Source organism: Streptomyces sp. 2P-4, from assembly GCF_030167965.1.
Lineage (GTDB): Bacteria > Actinomycetota > Actinomycetes > Streptomycetales > Streptomycetaceae > Streptomyces > Streptomyces globosus_A.
This window is the reverse complement of sequence record NZ_CP095011.1, coordinates 5,754,494-5,772,042: the sequence shown is the minus strand read 5'-3', so window position 1 is coordinate 5,772,042 and position 17,549 is coordinate 5,754,494. Positions and strand designations below refer to the sequence as shown.

At 73.5% G+C, this 17,549-nt stretch carries 17 protein-coding genes; 4 read left to right on the top strand and 13 right to left on the bottom strand.

Annotation, left to right across the window (positions count from 1 at the left end):
- Window positions 1-27: 27 nt before the first annotated feature.
- The 9 genes from ruvA to pgsA all read right to left on the bottom strand — a co-directional run bounded on the left by ruvA (window position 28) and on the right by pgsA (window position 7,131).
- Window positions 28-657 carry a Holliday junction branch migration protein RuvA gene (gene ruvA / locus MUK52_RS25675; RefSeq protein ID WP_114056774.1) on the bottom strand — a complete coding sequence of 210 codons (630 nt, stop codon included), beginning with the start codon at window positions 655-657 and terminating at the stop codon, window positions 28-30.
- Window positions 654-1,184: a crossover junction endodeoxyribonuclease RuvC gene (ruvC, locus tag MUK52_RS25670; RefSeq protein ID WP_114056775.1), complete on the bottom strand. Its 531-nt coding sequence runs from the start codon at window positions 1,182-1,184 to the stop codon at window positions 654-656. Before ruvC ends, ruvA begins: the two co-directional genes overlap by 4 nt.
- Before the next feature lie 120 nt (window positions 1,185-1,304).
- Window positions 1,305-2,057 carry a YebC/PmpR family DNA-binding transcriptional regulator gene (locus tag MUK52_RS25665; protein WP_114056776.1) on the bottom strand — a complete coding sequence of 251 codons (753 nt, stop codon included), beginning with the start codon at window positions 2,055-2,057 and terminating at the stop codon, window positions 1,305-1,307.
- A 57-nt stretch (window positions 2,058-2,114) separates the two neighbouring features.
- A complete protein-coding gene (pdxT, locus tag MUK52_RS25660) occupies window positions 2,115-2,708 on the bottom strand; it encodes a pyridoxal 5'-phosphate synthase glutaminase subunit PdxT (protein WP_114056777.1) in 594 nt (197 codons plus the stop codon).
- 12 nt (window positions 2,709-2,720) lie between these two features.
- Entirely contained in the window at window positions 2,721-3,632 is a 912-nt protein-coding gene (pdxS, locus tag MUK52_RS25655; protein WP_114056778.1) for a pyridoxal 5'-phosphate synthase lyase subunit PdxS, read from the bottom strand.
- Between the two features lie 149 nt (window positions 3,633-3,781).
- Window positions 3,782-4,321 (bottom strand): LemA family protein, encoded by a 540-nt coding sequence (locus MUK52_RS25650; protein ID WP_114056779.1) that lies wholly within the window; start codon window positions 4,319-4,321, stop codon window positions 3,782-3,784.
- 76 nt (window positions 4,322-4,397) lie between these two features.
- A complete protein-coding gene (locus MUK52_RS25645) occupies window positions 4,398-5,567 on the bottom strand; it encodes a glycosyltransferase family 4 protein (RefSeq protein ID WP_284580360.1) in 1,170 nt (389 codons plus the stop codon).
- Window positions 5,564-6,469 carry a phosphatidylinositol mannoside acyltransferase gene (locus MUK52_RS25640; protein ID WP_284580357.1) on the bottom strand — a complete coding sequence of 302 codons (906 nt, stop codon included), beginning with the start codon at window positions 6,467-6,469 and terminating at the stop codon, window positions 5,564-5,566. Before MUK52_RS25640 ends, MUK52_RS25645 begins: the two co-directional genes overlap by 4 nt.
- Window positions 6,469-7,131 (bottom strand): phosphatidylinositol phosphate synthase, encoded by a 663-nt coding sequence (gene pgsA, locus MUK52_RS25635; protein WP_114056782.1) that lies wholly within the window; start codon window positions 7,129-7,131, stop codon window positions 6,469-6,471. Before pgsA ends, MUK52_RS25640 begins: the two co-directional genes overlap by 1 nt.
- A gap of 254 nt (window positions 7,132-7,385) precedes the next feature.
- Between pgsA and MUK52_RS25630 the strand changes: the two genes are divergently transcribed.
- Window positions 7,386-9,590, top strand: a complete 2,205-nt coding sequence (locus MUK52_RS25630; RefSeq protein ID WP_284580354.1) for an elongation factor G-like protein EF-G2 — start codon at window positions 7,386-7,388, stop codon at window positions 9,588-9,590.
- Between the two features lie 136 nt (window positions 9,591-9,726).
- On the top strand, window positions 9,727-11,391 hold the full coding sequence (locus tag MUK52_RS25625; RefSeq protein ID WP_284580352.1) for an AbeC-like domain-containing protein: 1,665 nt from the start codon (window positions 9,727-9,729) through the stop codon (window positions 11,389-11,391).
- Window positions 11,392-11,445: 54 nt separating this feature from the next.
- On the opposite strand, the gene MUK52_RS25620 is transcribed toward MUK52_RS25625, so the two are convergent.
- Window positions 11,446-12,006 carry an HIT family protein gene (locus tag MUK52_RS25620; protein ID WP_114056785.1) on the bottom strand — a complete coding sequence of 187 codons (561 nt, stop codon included), beginning with the start codon at window positions 12,004-12,006 and terminating at the stop codon, window positions 11,446-11,448.
- A 67-nt stretch (window positions 12,007-12,073) separates the two neighbouring features.
- Here MUK52_RS25620 and MUK52_RS25615 point away from each other — a divergent pair, with 67 nt between their 5' ends.
- Window positions 12,074-12,760 carry a potassium channel family protein gene (locus tag MUK52_RS25615; RefSeq protein WP_114056786.1) on the top strand — a complete coding sequence of 229 codons (687 nt, stop codon included), beginning with the start codon at window positions 12,074-12,076 and terminating at the stop codon, window positions 12,758-12,760.
- Window positions 12,761-12,804: 44 nt separating this feature from the next.
- Here the strand turns inward: MUK52_RS25615 and thrS are convergent, their stop codons facing one another.
- Window positions 12,805-14,781, bottom strand: coding sequence for a threonine--tRNA ligase (gene thrS, locus MUK52_RS25610; protein WP_114056787.1), 1,977 nt, complete (start codon window positions 14,779-14,781; stop codon window positions 12,805-12,807).
- A 162-nt stretch (window positions 14,782-14,943) separates the two neighbouring features.
- On the opposite strand from thrS, the gene MUK52_RS25605 reads away from it, so the two are divergent.
- Window positions 14,944-15,426 carry a GNAT family N-acetyltransferase gene (locus MUK52_RS25605; protein WP_284580349.1) on the top strand — a complete coding sequence of 161 codons (483 nt, stop codon included), beginning with the start codon at window positions 14,944-14,946 and terminating at the stop codon, window positions 15,424-15,426.
- A gap of 161 nt (window positions 15,427-15,587) precedes the next feature.
- Here MUK52_RS25605 and MUK52_RS25600 read toward each other — a convergent pair whose 3' ends face one another.
- Window positions 15,588-16,883 (bottom strand): hypothetical protein, encoded by a 1,296-nt coding sequence (locus tag MUK52_RS25600; RefSeq protein ID WP_246042645.1) that lies wholly within the window; start codon window positions 16,881-16,883, stop codon window positions 15,588-15,590.
- Window positions 16,883-17,473, bottom strand: coding sequence for a DUF4365 domain-containing protein (locus MUK52_RS25595; RefSeq protein ID WP_114056789.1), 591 nt, complete (start codon window positions 17,471-17,473; stop codon window positions 16,883-16,885). The genes MUK52_RS25600 and MUK52_RS25595 overlap by 1 nt, the downstream gene beginning before the upstream one ends.
- Window positions 17,474-17,549 lie beyond the last annotated feature (76 nt).

The window sequence follows — 17,549 nt, the reverse complement described above, 5'->3', positions numbered from 1 at the left end:
TCGGTGCGTACGGGGGGCTGCGGCCGGTCAGCGGGCGCGGTTGAGGGACTGCAGGGCGGCGCGCAGCAGCTGCGGGACGGGCGCGGAGCCGTTCTCGGCGATGGCGGCCTCGGCCTGCGGGGTGACGGCGGCGACCGCCTCCTCGGCCTCGCGCGAGGCGTAGCCGAGCCCCATGAGCGCGGCGGAGAGCTGCTCGGTCCAGGCGGCGGGGCCGGCGGCGGCGCGCTGCGCGCCGACGAGGGCGCCAGTGCCGGCGGGGGCACCGAGCTTGCCCTTGAGTTCGAGGAGGAGCTTCTGGGCGCCCTTCTTGCCGATGCCGGGGACGGCGGTGAGGGCCTTCTCGTCGCCGGTCTCGACGGCGCGGCGCAGCGCGTCGGGGCTGTGGACGCCGAGCATGGCCTGGGCGAGGCGCGGTCCGACCCCGCTGGCGGTCTGGAGGAGTTCGAAGACCTGGCGCTCGTCGTCGTCGGCGAAGCCGTACAGGGTGAGGGAGTCCTCGCGGACCACGAGGGAGGTGGCCAGCCGGGCGGGTTCCCCGATGCGCAGGCCGGCGATGGTGCCCGGGGTGCACTGCACGGCCATGCCCACTCCCCCGACCTCGACGACGGCGAGGGAGGGGGTGAGGGCGGCGACCGGGCCGCTGACGAAGGCGATCATCGGGTTCGGCCTTTCGGGGTGTGCAGGGCGACCGCCTGCTGGAGGCGGTTCTGGGCGGGTGCCCGCCAGATGTGGCAGATGGCGAGCGCGAGGGCGTCCGCCGCGTCGGCCGGCTTCGGCGGGGCGGCGAGCCGCAGCAGCCGGGTGACCATGGCGCCGACCTGGGCCTTGTCGGCCCGGCCGGAGCCGGTGACGGCGGCCTTGACCTCGCTGGGGGTGTGCAGGGCGACCGGTATGCCGCGGCGGGCCGCACACAGCATGGCAACGGCGCTGGCCTGCGCGGTGCCCATGACGGTGCTGACGTTGTGCTGGCTGAAGACCCGCTCCACGGCGACGACTTCGGGCCGGTGCTCGTCGAGCCACTGCTCGATGCCGCGCTCGACGGCGACGAGGCGGTCGCCGAGCTCGGCGTCGACCGGGGTGCGGACGACGCCCACTCCGCGCATGGTCAGGGCCCGGCCCGCGACGCCTTCCACCACGCCGACGCCGCAGCGGGTCAGTCCCGGGTCCACACCGAGTACGCGCACCGCACCCCCTCCTCGGATCCACCTGTCGGTGCAGGCTACCCGGTGGCGCCGACAACGCAGCGGGCCGACGGGGTGTGTTCCCGTCGGCCCGGCTGACCTGCGGTGGGCGGTGGACGCCGGTCAGGCGTCGACCTTCTCCATGACCTCGTCCGAGACGTCGAAGTTGGCGAAGACGTTCTGGACGTCGTCGCTGTCCTCCAGCGCGTCGATCAGCTTGAAGATCTTGCGCGCGCCCTCTTCGTCGAGCTCGACCTGCATGGTCGGGACGAAGCTGGAGTCGGCCGAGTCGTAGTCGATGCCCGCCTCCTGGAGCGCGGTGCGGACCGCGACCAGGTCGGTGGCCTCGCTGATGATCTCGAACGTGTCGCCGTTGTCGTTGACCTCTTCGGCGCCGGCGTCGAGGACGGCGCCGAGGACGTCGTCCTCGCTCAGCCCGCCCTTGGGCAGGATGATGACGCCCTTGCGGTTGAACAGGTACGAGACCGAGCCCGGGTCGGCCATGGAGCCGCCGTTGCGGGTCATGGCGACGCGGACGTCGGAGGCGGCGCGGTTGCGGTTGTCGGTGAGGCACTCGATGAGGACCGCGACGCCGTTGGGGCCGTAGCCCTCGTACATGATCGTCTCGTAGTCCACGCCGCCGGCCTCGAGGCCGCCGCCGCGCTTGACCGCGGAGTCGATGTTCTTGTTCGGGACGGACTGCTTCTTGGCCTTCTGGATGGCGTCGAAGAGCGTCGGGTTGCCCTCGGGGTCGGCGCCGCCCATGCGGGCCGCGACCTCGATGTTCTTGATCAGCTTCGCGAAGAGCTTGCCGCGCTTGGCATCGATCACGGCCTTCTTGTGCTTCGTCGTAGCCCATTTAGAGTGGCCGGACATCCGCCTGTCTCCTTCGCGTAACCAATGGTGTTCGCTCCTGATCCTACCGGGAGCCGCTCACAGCCCCGCGCGCACCATGTCGACGAAGTAGGCGTGCACGCGGTCGTCTCCGGTCAGCTCCGGGTGGAACGACGTGGCCAGCACGCTGCCCTGGCGCACGGCCACCGTGTGGCCGTCGTACGTGGCCAGGACCTGCACCTCGGCGCCGACGGACTCCACCCAGGGGGCGCGGATGAAGACGCCCTCGACGGGTCCGCCGCCGATGCCGGCGAAGTCGATCGACGCCTCGAAGGACTCGTTCTGCCGGCCGAAGGCGTTGCGGCGGACGATCATGTCGATGCCGCCGAGCGTCTCCTGGTCCTCGCGGCCGTCGAGCAGCTTGTCGGCGAGCATGATCATGCCGGCGCAGGTGCCGTACACGGGCATGCCGCCGCGGACGCGCTCGCGCAGCGGCTCCAGCATGCCGAAGAGGACGGCGAGCTTCGACATGGTCGTCGACTCGCCGCCGGGGATCACCAGGGCGTCGACCTCGGCGAGCTCCTCGGGGCGCCGGACCGGCCTGGCCACGGCGTCCGCCGCGGCCAGGGCGATCAGGTGCTCCCGTACGTCGCCCTGGAGGGCCAGGACACCGATGACGGGGGGGTTGCTCATGGTCGTGGTGCCTTACCAGCCGCGGTTGGCGTAGCGCTCGGCCTCGGGCAGCGTGTCGCAGTTGATGCCGACCATGGCCTCGCCCAGGTTGCGGGAGGCGTCCGCGATGACCTTCGGGTCGTCGAAGAAGGTGGTGGCCTTCACGATGGCGGCGGCGCGCTTGGCCGGGTCGCCCGACTTGAAGATGCCGGAGCCGACGAACACGCCCTCGGCGCCGAGCTGGCGCATCAGGGCCGCGTCGGCCGGGGTGGCGACGCCGCCGGCGCTGAACAGCACCACGGGCAGCTTGCCGAGCTCGGCGACCTCCTTGACGAGCTCGTACGGGGCGCGCAGCTCCTTGGCGGCGGCGAACAGCTCGTTGTTGTCGAAGCCGCGCAGCTTGGCGATCTCGTTCTTGATCTGGCGCAGGTGGCGGACGGCCTCGACGACGTTGCCGGTGCCGGCCTCGCCCTTGGAGCGGATCATGGCCGCGCCCTCGGCGATGCGGCGCAGGGCCTCGCCCAGGTTGGTCGCACCGCAGACGAAGGGGGTGGTGAAGGCCCACTTGTCGGAGTGGTTGACCTCGTCGGCCGGGGTGAGGACCTCGGACTCGTCGATGTAGTCGACGCCGAGGGACTGCAGGACCTGGGCCTCGACGAAGTGGCCGATGCGGGACTTGGCCATGACCGGGATCGAGACCGCGCCGATGATCTCCTCGATCATGTTCGGGTCCGACATGCGGGCGACGCCGCCGTCCTTGCGGATGTCGGCGGGGACCCGCTCCAGCGCCATGACGGCGACGGCGCCGGCGTCCTCGGCGATCTTCGCCTGCTCGGCGTTGACCACGTCCATGATCACGCCGCCCTTGAGCTGCTCGGCCATGCCGCGCTTGACGCGGGCGGTGCCGGTCTCGGGGGACTGCGGGGTGGAGGGAAGCGTGCTCACGGATGACCTCACTGGAAGGGGAAGACGGGTGCTGCGGTGGTGCTCGACCGAGCAAACCGCCCCCGGCCAGTCCACCGCAAGGGCCAATGAGGAGCCGGTGGCCCCTTTCGACTTGGCCATTGGGTACAAGTGTCCCGGTCGCAGCAGCGCTACGGCCGGTCGGCAAGATCCACCGGGGGTTCGTCGTCCATCTCGAACGCCAGCGGGAACGGCGCGTGCCCGGCCAGCCGGAACCAGCGCACCTTGCGGTGCCGGCGCAGGGCCCGGGCCGCCCGTACGGCGTCGTTGTGGAACCGGCGGGCCATCGGCACCCGGCGCACCGCCGCGGCCAGCTCCTCCGCGGCCGCCTCCCCGCCGGGCGCCTCCCGGACCGCCTCGACCTGGGCCGCGTCCGCGAACACCGCGCGCAGCGCCTGGCTGAGCTCGCTCTCGGCGACCTCGCGGTGCTCCTCGTCGGCCTGGCGGGCGGCGTGCGCCGCCTCGTACAGCACGATCGAGGAGGCCGGGTCGAGGGCGCCGGACGCCGCCACCTCGATGACGACGGAGGAGCGCCGCAGCAGCTGGGCGTCCAGGGCGGCGCGCGCGGCGTCCATCCGCGAGTGGAGCCTGTCCAGGCGTCCGGCGGTCCAGCTCAGGTAGACCCCGACGACGGCGAGGGCCAGGGCGGTCCAGACAAGGGTTTCGATCACGGCCCGCGACTCTACCGCCCGCGGCGGGCCCCGCCGGCGGCCCGGTCGGCCCGCGCGGCCCGGGGGCCCGCGGGCGTCAGGCGGAGGGGTCCCGGGTCAGCCCGAGACGGGTGCGCAGCGGCACCCGCTCGTCGGCGGCCACCGCGGACGCGCCGTCCGTGACCGTCTCGTACACGGCGAGGATGTCCGCGCCGACCGTCGACCAGTCGAAGCGCCGCACGTGCGCGGAGCCGCGCGCGCTGAGCTCCGCCCGGCGCGCCGGGTCGCGCAGCAGGGCCACGGCGGCCGCGGCGAGCGCGCCCGCGTCCTCGTTCGCGAACAGCTCGCCGGCCGCGCCCTGGTCGAGGACCTGGGCGAAGGCGTCCAGGTCGGAGGCGAGGACGGCGGCGCCCGCCGACAGGGCCTCGACGAGGATGATGCCGAAGCTCTCGCCGCCGGTGTTGGGCGCGACGTACACGTCGACGCTGCGCAGCAGGCGGGCCTTGTCCTCGTCCGAGACCATGCCGAGGAACTCGACGCGGGAGCGGAGGTCCGGCGGCAGCGAGGCGACGGCCTCCTCCTCGTCCCCGCGGCCGGCCACGAGCAGCCGGACGCCGGGGCACTGCCGGGCGATCTCCGGGAAGGCCGCCATCAGGACGGGCAGCCCCTTGCGGGGCTCGTCGATGCGGCCGATGAACCCGAGGGTCTGCCCGCCCCACTCGGCCTTGGGCTCGGCGGAGGCGAAGAAGTCGACGTCCACGCCGTTCGGGATGACCACGGCGTCGCCGCCGAGGTGCTCCACGAGCGTGCGCCGGGCGTACTCGCTGACCGCGATCCGCGCGCTGATCTTCTCCAGCGCGGGCTGGAGGATCGGGTAGGCGGCGATCATCGCCCGGGACCGGGGGTTGGAGGTGTGGAAGGTGGCCACGATCGGCCCCTGGGCGGCCCAGCAGGCCAGCAGGCCCAGGGAGGGCGAGGCCGGCTCGTGGATGTGGATGACGTCGAAGACGCCCTCGTGCAGCCAGCGCCGCACCCGTGCGGCGGACAGGAACCCGAAGTTCAGCCGGGCCACCGACCCGTTGTAGGGCACCGGCACGGCCCGCCCGGCCGAGACGGCGTACGGCGGCAGCGGCGTGTCGTCGTCCGCGGGGGCCAGGACGGACACCTCGTGGCCGAGGCGGATCAGGTGCTCCGCGAGGTCCCGGATGTGGAACTGGACGCCGCCGGGCACGTCCCACGCGTACGGGCAGACGATGCCGATCTTCACGCGGAGCGCTCCTCCAGGTCGTCCAGCCACAGCCGCTGGAGCATGTGCCAGTCCTCCGGGTGGTCGGCGATGCCCTCCGCGAAGGCGTCGGCCACCGCCTGCGTCATCGCGGCCGTCCTCTGCGCGCGGTCGCCGGAGGCGGGCACCTCGACCTCGGGGTGGATCCGGATGTGCATCTGCGGGCTCTCGCCGTAGTGCAGGGTCGCGGGCAGCAGGGCGGCGCCCGTCTGCTGGGCGAGCAGGGCCGGCCCGGCCGGCATCCGCGCCGTCGCGCCGAAGAACTCCACCTCGACGCCGGACGCGGACAGGTCGCGGTCGGCGACGAGGCAGACCAGCCCGCCGGAGCGCAGCCGGCGCGCCAGCACCCCGAACGCGGCCCCGCCGCTGTGCGGCAGGACCTCCATGCCGAGCCCCTCGCGGTAGGCGACGAACCGGTCGTAGAGCGACTCGGGCCGCAGCCGCTCGGCGACGGTGGTGAACGGGATGCCCAGGTGCCCGGTGACCCAGGCCCCGGCCAGGTCCCAGTTGGCCAGGTGCGGCAGGGCGACGACGACCCCGCGGCCGGAGGCCAGGGCCTCGCGCAGGATGTGCTCGTCCTTCGTCACCACGTCGGTGCCGAAGCGCTGCCGGTCCATCGCCGGCAGCCGGAACGACTCCATCCAGTACCGCATGTACGAGCGCATCCCGGCCCGCGACAGCTCGCGCAGCCGCTCCGGCCCGGCCTCCGGCACCACGCGGGCCAGGTTCGACTCCAGGCGCAGCACGCTCTTGCCGCGGCGGCGCCAGACCGTGTCCGCGATCCGCCGGCCGAGGGCGGCGGCGGCCGGCTCGGGCAGCTTCTTCACGCCGGCCCAGCCGAGCCCGTACAGGCCGTCGACGAGCCGCTCCCGGTAGCCCCCCATCAGGCGGCGCCCGGCTCGGAGGCGGCGGCCGCGTCGGCCTCGGCCGCCTCGCGGCGCACGGTGACGACCCGCTGCACCAGGGTGACCAGCGAGCCCGCGGCGACCGCCCACAGCGCGACGGGCAGCAGGACGCCCAGCCACGAGGGCGCCCCGAACACCTGGAGCCCCGACAGGCCGGCGGCCACCAGCGTCAGCACCAGGCGCTCGGCCCGCTCGACGAGGCCGTTGACGGCCACGGGCAGCCCGATGGACTCGCCGCGGGCCTTGGTGTACGAGACGACCTGGCCGCTGGCCAGGCAGAAGATCGCCACCGCGCACAGCACGTTGTCGCCGCCGGAGCCGGCGTACCAGAGCGCGAGGCCGCCGAAGATCGCCGCGTCGGCCACCCGGTCCAGGGTGGAGTCCAGGAAGGCCCCCCACCGGCTGGACACCCCGGCCTGGCGGGCCATGTTCCCGTCGACGAGGTCGGAGAACACGAACAGCGTGATGGTGATCGTTCCCCAGAAGAACTCGCCGCGGGGGAAGAAGACCAGTGCGCCGGCCACGACTCCGGCGGTGCCGATCAGCGTGACCGCGTCCGGGCTCACCCCCCGCCGGAGCAGAAAAGCGGCGAATGGCGTGAGAACACGCGTGAAGAACGCACGCGCGTACTTGTTCAGCATGGCCTTCCCGGAGGGTCGCTGGGCCGCACGGCCCCTACGGCCACCGGCTGGCCCATCGTAGCCAGCGCCCCGGGGCCGCACGCCCGCGCACCCGCGGTTCACCCCGGGCAATCGGCCCGCAACCGGCCGTCTGCGCCGGAGCCGCCCCCCGGACCCGTGCGGGGTACTCCGTATGGACGCGGTGTGGCACCGGTGCAAAGCTCGGAGGAGCCCCGATCACCCTCGTCACCGTCCCACCGGGAGGCACGAGCACCATGGGAGCCACATCACACCAAGCCGGAGCCGCCGGCAGGGCACCGACGGCCGACCACCCCTCCTCCGTACGGAACGTGGTGCTGGTCGGCCACACCGGAGCCGGGAAGACCACGCTGGTCGAAGCACTCGCCCTGACCGCCGGAGCCGTCACCAGGGCCGGCCGCGTCGAGGACGGCTCCACCGTCTCCGACCACGACGAGATCGAGCACCGCCAGCAGCGGTCCGTCCAGCTCTCCCTCGTCCCCGTCGAATGGGCCGGGACCAAGGTCAACCTCCTGGACACCCCCGGGTACGCCGACTTCGTCGGGGAGCTTCGGGCGGGCCTGCGCGCCGCCGACGCGGCCCTCTTCGTCGTCTCCTCCTCCGACGGCATCGACGGCGCCACCCGCATGGTCTGGGAGGAGTGCCAGGCCGTCGGCATGCCCCGCGCCATCGTCGTCACCCATCTGGAGGCGGCCCGCGCCGACCACGCGCAGATGGCCGCCATGTGCGCGGACGCCTTCGGCGGCGACGACCCCGACGCCGTCGTCCCCCTCCACCTGCCCCTGTACGGCCCCGCCGGCCCGGACGGCCACGCCCCCGTCACCGGACTCCTCGACCTGCTCACCCAGCGCGTCCACGACTACTCCTCCGGCGGGCGCGCCGAGCGCGACCCCGAGCCGGAGGAGCTCGCGCAGATCGCCGGGGCCCGCTCCCGCCTCATCGAGGCCGTCATCGCCGAGAGCGAGGACGAGACCCTCATGGACCGCTACCTCGGCGGCGAGGACATCGACCTGAAATCGCTCGTCGCCGACCTGGAGCGGGCCGTCGCCCGCGGCACCTTCCACCCCGTCCTCATGGCGGCGCCCGCCGCCGACGGCGCCCGCCAGGGGCTCGGCACCGTCGAACTGCTGGAGCTGGTCACCCGCGGCTTCCCCACCCCCCTCGAACGGGACCCGGTACCCGTCACCGCCCCCGACGGCGCCGACCGCCCCGCCGTCGCCTGCGACCCCGACGGCCCCCTCGTCGCCGAGGTCGTCAAGACCTCCTCCGACCCCTACGTCGGCCGCATCTCCCTCGTCCGCGTCTTCTCCGGCACCCTGCTGCCCGAGCAGACCGTCCACGTCAGCGGCCACGGCCTCACCGACCGCGGCCACGAGGACCACGACGTCGACGAGCGCACCGGCGCCCTCTCCTGCCCCTTCGGCAAACAGCAGCGCCCCGTCACCCGCGCCGTCGCCGGCGACCTCGCCTGCGTGGCCAAGCTCACCCGCGCCGAGACCGGGGACACCCTCTCCGCCAAGGACCGGCCGCTGCTGATGGAGCCCTGGCAGATGCCCGACCCGCTGCTCCCCCTCGCCGTCCAGGCCCACAGCAAGGCCGACGAGGACAAGCTCTCCCAGGGCCTGGCGCGCCTCGCCGCCGAGGACCCCACCATGCGGCTGGAGCAGAACCCCGACACCCACCAGGTGGTCCTGTGGTGCCTCGGCGAGGCCCACCAGGACGTCGCCCTCGAACGCCTGCGCACCCGGTACGGCGTCCAGGTCGACCCCGTCCCCCACAGGGTCAGCCTCCGCGAGACCTTCGGCGCCCCCGCCTCCGGCCGGGGCCGGCACGTCAAGCAGTCCGGCGGCCACGGCCAGTTCGCGATCTGCGAGATCGAGGTGGAGCCCCTCCCGCCCGGCAGCGGCATCGAGTTCGTCGACAAGGTCGTCGGCGGCGCCGTCCCCCGCCAGTTCATCCCGTCCGTCGAGAAGGGCGTGCGCGCCCAGGCCGCGCGCGGCCTCGCGGCCGGCTACCCGCTGGTCGACGTCCGCGTCACCCTCCTCGACGGCAAGGCCCACTCGGTGGACTCCTCCGACGCCGCCTTCCAGACCGCGGGCGCGCTGGCGCTCCGCGAGGCCGCCGCCTCGTCGGCCATCCACCTCCTGGAGCCGGTCGCGGAACTCGCGGTCCTCGTCCCCGACGACTACGTCGGCCCCGTCATGAGCGACCTCGCGGGCCGCCGCGGCCGCGTCGTGGGCACCGAGCAGTCCGGATCGGGGCGCACCCTGGTCCGCGCGGAGATCCCCGAGATCGAGATCAGCCGGTACGCCGTCGAGCTCCGCTCCGTCTCCCACGGCACCGGCCGCTTCTCCCGCTCCTACGCCCGCCACGAGCCGATGCCCCCGAACATCGCCGAGAAGGTGCGCGAACGCCTCGAGAAGGGAAGTCCTCTGACGTAGCGCCAGGAAGCCGCCCGTACGGCCCGGTTGCGTCGGGCGGCTTTCCCCGTCCCGCGACCGCGGGAGCGGATACGCCGATAGGCTCGTCCGGGCGGTACGCGAGCACGACGCACAGCGATGGGGGTTGGGGGCAGCGGTGGCGGACGACGGATTCGACTTCAGGCCGGGGGCGCAGGTACCCCTCCAGGGCGGCGGGGGCCAGACCGCGGCGACGCACGCGCTGGCCTCGGCGGCCTACCGCGACGGCGGGAAGGACACCAAGCTCTCCTCCATACTCGGCGCCGACAACGAGTACCACTCCTCCACCGTCAAGCCGCCGAAGATCTCCCTGTTCGAGCCCAACCTCGGCGAGGCCTTCTGCCGCGCCGTCGAGGCCCGCACCATCCCCGCCGGCCGCAAGCCGCTCATCCAGTCCTTCGGCGCCGACCCGCAGACCGTCGTCGAGCACTGCCTGGCCGCCTCGCACATCCGCAAGCAGCGCGACCGCAAGCTCCGGCTGATCATGCTGGTCGCCGGGGTGCTGTTCCTGCCGGGCCTGCTGCTGTGGCTCGCCCTGTTCCAGCTGCGCAGGACCCTGACCGGCAACGAGAAGTACGCCTCCTGGATGAGCACGCTCCTGCTCGTCGGCGTCGCCGTCGTCGTCGCCGTGATGATGTTCCGGCTCCCGTTCGACGGCTTCCTCGGCCTCTACCTGCGCGGCATGGTCATCGCCCCGGCGGTCGGCTGGTTCCTCGCCCGCCGCATCTGCGAGTCCACCGCCGCCGACCTGCGCTCCCGGTGGGACGGCCTCCTGTCGGGCGGCGGCGTCGGCGCGAAGATCCCCGAGGCGGTCCCCGGGAACCCGGACGAGAAGGCCCGCGAGGACCTGCGCCTCTCCCTGGCCAGGCTGACCGCCGAGAACCGCAGCAACTCCGTCTTCTACGCCGGCCCCAAGGGCATCCTCGGCATGGGCACCCGCTGGGGCAGCTGGCAGCTCGCCGAGGAGCTCGCCCCCAAGCCCGGCACCGCGGAGATCCACCCCTTCCGCAGCTGGGACGTCATACGCGCGATCGACAGCGAGCTGCGCAAGCTGGAGCGCGGCCCCCTGCACACCGGCGGCCTCCCGCCGGCGAGCATCCAGCACTGGATCGTCACCCCCGTCGGCGAGGGCGCCGGCGAGGTGGCCCGGCCGTCCGGCGCGGACGTCGACACGTTCCTCGTCAAACCGCACGAGGTCACCCGCATCTGCAACGAGCAGCAGTTCAGCGGCGGCAACCGGCACTACCTCGGCATCCAGTACCCGCTGTGGGACGGCCAACTCGTGATCACGATGCTGGTCACGGTGACGGTCCTCTACAAGACCCTCCGCGTCGAGGTCACCGGGCACGCCCTCGGCCCCGTCCACGGCCTGTTCACGACCAAGTCGGCGGCCCCCAAGGTCGAGGTCCCCAAGTCCGTCCGCTTCTGGGAGACGGTCGAGCGCCCGCTGCCGCTGGTCGACGCGGCGGAGGTGGTGCGGCTCGCGGTCCGCGCCCCGCTCACCTGGTACCCGCCGCTGCTGGAGTTCTTCGGCGGCAAGCTCGTCCTGCCCGAGCCGTTCGGCGTCCGGCACGTCTGGGCGGGGCAGCCCTGGCGCCACCGCTTCATGGCCGACGACGCCCTGCGCGCGGCGACCCCCGTCCTGCGGGCGGTGCACGCCGCCGCGATGCGCGTCCTCGACGAGAACGGCGTCGACATCGACCGCTTCACCAACCGCTCGCTCATCGTCAGCGGCCTCGTCCAGGACGCCGCACCGCGCAAGGCGGACGTGTACGACGCGTGAGGAGCGCGCAAACGGGGCGGGAGGCGGCTGCCGCCTCCCGCCCCGCGGCGTGTCCTACTCGCCCGGCCAGGAGTCCGCGAGCATCTGCCGGGTGTCGGCCAGGAGCTGCGGCAGCACCTTCGTGTGCCCGACGACCGGCATGAAGTTGGTGTCCCCGCCCCACCGCGGCACGATGTGCTGGTGCAGGTGGGCGGCGATCCCGGCGCCCGCCGCCGCGCCCTGGTTCATGCCGATGTTGAAACCGTGCGCCCCGGACGCCTTGCGCAGCGCCACCATGGCCCGCTTGGTCAGGTCGGCCAGCTCGGCCGTCTCGTCGGCGTCCAGCTCGGTGTAGTCGGCGACGTGCCGGTAGGGCACCACCATCAGGTGGCCGCCGTTGTACGGGTACAGGTTCAGCACCGCGTAGACGTGCTTGCCGCGGGCCACGACCAGCCCGTCCGCGTCCGACATCGCCGGGATCCCGCAGAAGGGGCAGCCGTCCCCGGCCGCGGGGCCGGTGGGCTTGTTCTCACCCTGGATGTACGCCATCCGGTGCGGGGTCCACAGACGCTGGAAGGCGTCCTGCGTACCCACGCCGTTCTGCTGCTCCGGCTCAGTCGTCATGCCATGCAGCATATGACCTTGCCGCCGGGCGGCGTGTCGCCGGGGCGGAGATCCCCCGGCGTGCGGCCATCCTGACCGGATGAGACACCGCACGCCGAAAGCCACGGTGCCCCCGGACCCCCGGCTGGAACGCTGGGAGGCCGGGGCGGAGCTGCCGCTGCTCGCAGCCTCCCTGGTCTTCCTCGCGGGCTACGCGCTGCACGTCCTGGTGCCGGAGGGCAACCGGTTCGTCCGCGAGACGGGTCTGGTCGCCGTGGGCGTCACCTGGCTGATGTTCCTCGTGGACTATGCCGTGCGCTACCGGCTCAGCCGGCAGCGGCCGATCCGCTTCGTCCGCACCCACTGGCTGGACACCGTCGTGCTCGTGCTGCCGCTGCTGCGCCCCCTGCGGGTGGTGAAGGTGTACACCGCGATCCGGCGCCGCGGCAGCCGCGCCCGCCTCGGCCTCCATGCGCGCGTGATCACGTACGCCGGGCTGTCCGCGCTGCTGCTCGGCTTCGCCGGGGCGCTGAACGTGTACCAGGCGGAGCGCCACGCACCGGACGCGACGATCAGGACCTTCGGGGACTCGGTGTGGTGGGTGGCCGCCACCCTCACCACGGTCGGGTACGGGGACGTCGTCCCGGTGACGGTCCGGGGCCGCACCGTGGCGGTGGGGATGATGATCGGCGGTCTGGCCCTGCTGGGCGCGGTGACCGGCTCGTTCTCCTCATGGCTGCTGTCGGTCTTCGCCCAGGAGGGCGACGACGAAGCCCCCGGGGAGTGATCACTTCCCGGGGGGCTCCCTCCCCGCTCGCGGCGGGGAGCAGGTCACACCTGGACGCGGCGCTCCACCACGTCGACGAGCTTGGCAAGGGCAGCGTCGCGCGGGACACCGTTCTCCTGCGAGCCGTCGCGGTAGCGGAAGGAGACCGTGCCCGCGGCCATGTCCTCGTCACCGACGATGATCATGAACGGGACCTTCTGCTTCTGCCAGGTCCGGATCTTCTTCTGCATGCGGTCGGAGGAGGCGTCCACCTCGACCCGCAGGCCCTTCTTCCTCGCCTCGGCGGCGAAGTCCTTCAGGTAGTCCACGTGCGCGTCGCCGATCGGGATGCCGACGGCCTGGACCGGGGCGAGCCACGGCGGCATGGCGCCGGCGTAGTGCTCCAGCAGGACGGCGAAGAACCGCTCGATGCTGCCGAACAGCGCACGGTGGATCATGACCGGCCGCTGGCGTGAGCCGTCCCCGGCGGTGTACTCCAGGTCGAAGCGCTCGGGCAGGTTGAAGTCGAGCTGGACGGTCGACATCTGCCAGGTGCGGCCGATGGCGTCACGGCACTGGACGGAGATCTTCGGGCCGTAGAAGGCGGCGCCGCCCGGGTCCGGGACCAGCGGCAGGCCCTGCTTCTCGGCGACCTGCTGAAGGGTGGCCGTGGCCTCCTCCCAGACCTCGTCCGAGCCGACGAACTTCTCCGGGTCCTTGGTGGACAGCTCCAGGTAGAAGTCGGTCAGGCCGTAGTCGCGGAGCAGGTTCAGGACGAAGGTGAGGGTGCGGTCCAGCTCCTCCGCCATCTGCTCGCGGGTGCAGTAGATGTGCGCGTCGTCCTGGGTGAAGCCGCGGGCGCGGGTCAGGCCGTGGACCACGCCGGACTTCTCGTACCGGTAGACGGTGCCGAACTCGAAGAGCCGCAGGGGCAGTTCCCTGTACGAGCGCCCGCGCGCGTCGAAGATCAGGTTGTGCATGGGGCAGTTCATCGGCTTGAGGTAGTAGTCGGTACCGCCGTCGAGCTGCATGGGGGGGTACATGCCCTCCGCGTACCAGTCCAGGTGGCCGCTCTTCTCGAAGAGGGCTCCCTTGGTGGCGTGCGGCGAGTAGACGAACTCGTAGCCCTCCTCCTCGTGCCGCTTGCGGCTGTAGTCCTCCATGACCCGGCGGATGATGCCGCCCTTGGGGTGGAAGACGGCGAGGCCGGAGCCGATCTCGTCCGGGATGGAGAACAGGTCCAGTTCGGTGCCGAGGCGGCGGTGGTCGCGCTTCTCGGCCTCGGCGAGGAAGTCGAGGTGGGCCTTCAGCTCGTCCTTCGACGGCCAGGCGGTGCCGTAGATGCGCTGGAGCATCGGGTTCTTCTCGCTGCCGCGCCAGTAGGCGGCCGCGTTCCGCATCAGCTTGAACGCCGGGATGCTGCGGGTGCTCGGCAGGTGGGGGCCTCGGCAGAGGTCCCGCCAGCACAGCTCGCCGGTCTTGGCGTCGAGGTTGTCGTAGATGGTCAGCTCGCCGGCGCCCACCTCGACGTTCGCGCCGTCGTCGGTGGAGGCCGCGCCCTTGATGCCGATGAGCTCCAGCTTGTACGGCTCGTCGGCGAGCTCCTCGCGGGCGGCCTCGTCGGTGACGACGCGGCGGGAGAACTTCTGCCCCCGCTTCTGGATCTCCTGCATCTTCTTCTCGATGGCCTTGAGGTCCTCGGGGGTGAAGGGCCTCGCGACGTCGAAGTCGTAGTAGAAGCCGTCCCGGACCGGCGGGCCGATGCCCAGCTTCGCCTCGGGGAAGAGCTCCTGCACGGCCTGGGCCATGACGTGCGCGGTGGAGTGGCGCAGGATGTCGAGGCCGTCCGGGGAAGAGATCTCCACGGGCTCGACGGTCTCGCCGTCCTGGACGGCGTAGGAGAGGTCCTTCAGCTCGCCCGCGACGCGTGCGGCGATGACGGTGCGGTCGTCAGCGAAGAGGTCGGCGGCCGTAGTGCCCGTGGCCACCACGCGCTCGTCCCGCTCGGAATCGCGTTGGATGATCACACGGACGTCTGACACGGTCTCTCCTGACTCTGGTGGCGCCTCCCGGCGGTCGGCCCGGGGAGGCGTGCGGCGGTGGACGCCGCGCGTGTGAATCGTACCGAGCGGAGCGGGTCCGCCGCGAAGCGGTTGCCGCCGGCCCGCTGCTCCGGCGGCCCGCGCCGCGGATAGCGTGGGCCCATGACGACGACATGGCCGGTGCGGCCGCTGGACCTGGCCGATGAGGAGGTCGCCGCCGCCGTCCACCGGATCGGGCGGGCGGCGTACGCGGTGGAGGCGGAGCTGATCGGCTTCGACGGCATCCCCGCTCTGCACGAGAGCCTCGCCAAGATGCGCACCAGACCTCTCCGGTGGCGGGGCGCCGTCGGTGCGGACGGGGAGATCGCCGGCTTCGTCGCCTGGGAGCGGGAGGCGGACGGCTCGGTGTGCGTGGACCGGCTGTGCGTGGACCCGGCCCGCTTCCGCCTCGGCATCGCCTCGCTGCTGCTGCGGCACCTGCTGGGGGAGCTCCCGCCCGGGGTGCCGGTCACGGTCACCACGGGCGCGGCGAACGCGCCGGCGGTCGCCCTGTACGAGCGGCTGGGCTTCGTCCGGGGTGCGGACTTCTCCCCCGCGCCGGGCCTGGCGATGGCGTCGTTCGCGCTGGCCCCGCGCCGGTCCTAGGGCCTGTATGGAGTTGCCCCGCGGCGTCGCGACGCCCGGCACGCACCCTCGGCGCACGGGCCGAATGCCCTAGTAGCTCCGCTACGAGGACATTCGTCCCGCACACCGAGGGTACGCACCGAACGCCGCTCCTTGCTCCACGGGGCAACTCCATACAGGCCCTAGAGGGGCTGGTCGTCGGCGGGCAGGAAGTCCGACGGGTCGTCCAGGGTCTTCATCAGGCGGTCGCGCTGCACCTCGTCCAGGGGGACGGGCGCCACGTCCTCGGCGTCGGTCAGCCGGCGGAAGCCGCCGCGCCGCTGGAGGCGGCCGGTGAGCCGGATCGGGACGCCGGCGAGGTGGGCGCGGCCTGCGACCCGGTAGGCGTCCTCGCCGAGGGAGACGCGGGCGTACGCGATCTCCGCGCCGGACAGCACCCGCAGCCGTACGGTGCCCCCGCCGCTGGGGGCGGACCGGCGCATCCGGACGACCGTTCCGGAGAGCCGCACGGGGACGGCCGGCTCGGCCCGGGTGTAGCGGGCGGCGGCCTCGCGGAGCGCGGGCAGGTCCCCGGGGGAGAACTCGACCGGCTCCGGGCGGGCCGCGCACCCGGGGGGCGGCCCGGCGGCCGGCGCCCAGGCCAGCGCGATCCGGGCGCCCTCGGAGCCGCGGACGAGGGCGATGAGCGCGTCGGCGAGCTCCCGGCTGACGCCGGCGGGGACCGCGGCGTCGAAGGCCTCCATGCGGCCGGTGGCGCGCCGGTAGTCGACGGCCTCCCGGGCGGCGTGCAGGGCGTGGTGCAGCCGGGCCACCGGGCCGCGGCCGCCGGCGACGGGCACGTACGCGCTCAGCGCCCGCCCGTCGGCGGCCGGGCCGACGAGGACCCCGTCGAGGGCGCGTTCGGCGCGGGCGCGGTGCCGGGCCCCGTGGTAGCCGACGCGGGCCCGGTCGGCGAGGGCCCCGGCGAGGAGGAGCCGGCGTGCGGCCGAGCGGAGCTGTTCCTGCACGCTCCAGGCGGCCTCGCCGGGAAGCCCGTACGCCCCCGAGGGCCCCTGGGGGACCCGGCGTTCCCAGCGGACCTCGTCGCTGGGGACGCCGAGGCCGTACAGCACCTCGCGGGCGGCGGGCAGGGCGCTGCGGGCGAGCGCGGCGAGGGCCTCTTCGAGGAGGTCGGTGCAGTCGGGGAAGGCGCGGCTCTCCGGGACGAGGATGCTGGCCGGGGCGGTGCCCGGGCCGGCCGCGGGCGGGGTCCAGCGGCCGAAGCGCCCGGCGGCTCCGCCGCGGCGCTGCCAGCCGTGCCGGCGCAGCAGCGCGCCGAGGACGGCGGGGTCGACGCGGGCGGGGTCGGGCGCCGGGTCCGCGGGGTCGCCGGGGCCGGGGACGCCGGGGCGGGCCGGGCGGGCGGCGTACGCGGGCGGCGCAGGCGGCAGCGGCGGGGGCGGTTGGCGGCGGTCGCGGTCCGGCGGATTGCGGTGCATCAGGGTGTCCCTCCCGACCCGACCCGGGTCATGATCTCGCACAGGGCCCGGTCGTCGAAGATCCGCGCGGTGGGGATCCGGACGGTGGTGCGCCGGCGGCCGGTCACGGGGTGCCCGGCGAGGTTGGTCCAGTAGCAGCAGTGGCGCAGGTCGAGCCGGTCGTGCCCGGCGGCGAGCCACTGGTCGCGCTCCCGCGGGACGAGCATCACGACGAGGATCTTGTGGACGGCGACGGGGGTGCGGGCGAGCTTGACGAGGTGTTCGTTGTCGAGGGTGAAGCCGAAGGTGGGCCCGGCCGGGGCGGGCGCGACCTGGTAGGTGGCCTTCAGCTGGACTTTGATGGTGACCTCGTCGTCGACGGTGTGCTCGGGCGCGCCGTGGTTGACCTGCCAGTCGATGCCGTTGTCGGGGAACGGCTGGGAGAGCGAGCAGCCGGCGGCCGCCGCGACGGCGTGCAGGTATCCCACCTGGAGGGTCTCCATGCAGGCGGTGGTGGCGAGCGTGCCGCGCAGCGGGGCCGGGCGCGCGCTGTCCTGCGCGCCGGTCTGCCCCGGCAGCACCCCGCCCGGTTCGGGTCGGGTGAGTGCCATGGCCGGCTCCCCCTGCCTCGCGGGCAATGCCGGGTGGTTGTCGACGGGGTGACGGCCGTTCATGTGTGCGGCCCCC

Bases quoted from the DNA above. Each gene is read 5' to 3' on its own strand.
- ruvA (WP_114056774.1), bottom strand. From the start codon at position 657: ATGATCGCCTTCGTCAGCGGCCCGGTCGCCGCCCTCACCCCCTCCCTC.
- MUK52_RS25665 (WP_114056776.1), bottom strand. From the start codon at position 2,057: ATGTCCGGCCACTCTAAATGGGCTACGACGAAGCACAAGAAGGCCGTG.
- pdxT (WP_114056777.1), bottom strand. From the start codon at position 2,708: ATGAGCAACCCCCCCGTCATCGGTGTCCTGGCCCTCCAGGGCGACGTA.
- MUK52_RS25640 (WP_284580357.1), bottom strand. From the start codon at position 6,469: ATGGGGGGCTACCGGGAGCGGCTCGTCGACGGCCTGTACGGGCTCGGC.
- pgsA (WP_114056782.1), bottom strand. From the start codon at position 7,131: ATGCTGAACAAGTACGCGCGTGCGTTCTTCACGCGTGTTCTCACGCCA.
- MUK52_RS25630 (WP_284580354.1), top strand. From the start codon at position 7,386: ATGGGAGCCACATCACACCAAGCCGGAGCCGCCGGCAGGGCACCGACG.
- MUK52_RS25620 (WP_114056785.1), bottom strand. From the start codon at position 12,006: ATGCTGCATGGCATGACGACTGAGCCGGAGCAGCAGAACGGCGTGGGT.
- MUK52_RS25615 (WP_114056786.1), top strand. From the start codon at position 12,074: ATGAGACACCGCACGCCGAAAGCCACGGTGCCCCCGGACCCCCGGCTG.
- MUK52_RS25605 (WP_284580349.1), top strand. From the start codon at position 14,944: ATGACGACGACATGGCCGGTGCGGCCGCTGGACCTGGCCGATGAGGAG.
- MUK52_RS25600 (WP_246042645.1), bottom strand. From the start codon at position 16,883: ATGCACCGCAATCCGCCGGACCGCGACCGCCGCCAACCGCCCCCGCCG.
- MUK52_RS25595 (WP_114056789.1), bottom strand. From the start codon at position 17,473: ATGGCACTCACCCGACCCGAACCGGGCGGGGTGCTGCCGGGGCAGACC.